Below are 767 nucleotides of genomic sequence, written 5' to 3' on the forward strand. Positions count from 1 at the left end.
CTGAAAAGAAAGCATTGAGGCGATGTTTGATGATCTTGCCGCCTTCGCCTTGCGCAATAAATTGTTTTCGCCACCGCTTGAGACATAAAGAACACCGATTTGATGTTGATGTTCATGACGTCATCCCAATCTTGCTCAGAGAACTCGATCGCGTCGTTGCGGCGAATGATGCCTGCGTTGTTCACCAAAATGTCGATGCGGCCAAGCTCAGTCACTGCGCGATCAACAATTGAAGGAATATCATCTAGTTTCATTAGGTTAGCGCGGATATCGACGAACTTACGTCCCGTCGCTTGGATTTTTCCATGGTTTCTGTTGGTTCACTGATGTTCACACCAACGATATCGCAACCTGCCTTTGCTAAACCCAGCGCCATGCCTTGACCTAAACCGGTATCACACCCCTGTGACGACGGCTACTTTGCCTTGCAAGCTAAATGAATCAAGAATCATGTAATGCATCCTCTAGAATACTGAAAGAAGTGAACCGACGTTCTGGTTGTTGTTCACTGTGGTAGGGCAAACATAACAGTAAAACAGCAACGCTCGCAAATATTTTTGAAAAGACGTTTCAAAAATATTGATGAATGTCTTATTTTACTAAAACAAACTAAGTGAGCGGTTTCAAAATTATGAAAAGGTATTTTAAAAATAGTGGTGATACAGAAAATCAACGATATAATGGCAAAAAATACAACTAAAGAAGGGAAAACAATGGAAAAGTCGACACAGCCAGAAGCTGTTTCGTCAGTGATGAAGGTGTTCCAC

Annotated in this window: 1 protein-coding gene and 1 pseudogene; both read right to left on the reverse strand. The window is 42.2% G+C overall.

The genetic code is table 11. The features are described 5' to 3' along the window. A pseudogene (locus tag CIK04_RS27700) lies at window positions 1-452 on the reverse strand (SDR family NAD(P)-dependent oxidoreductase); the annotation flags it as partial. Between the two features lie 53 nt (window positions 453-505). Continuing rightward, on the reverse strand, window positions 506-767 hold a 262-nt coding region (locus tag CIK04_RS34475), incomplete at its 5' end, for a hypothetical protein (protein WP_325205919.1).

It is taken from the genome of Vibrio sp. 03_296 (assembly GCF_002265885.1).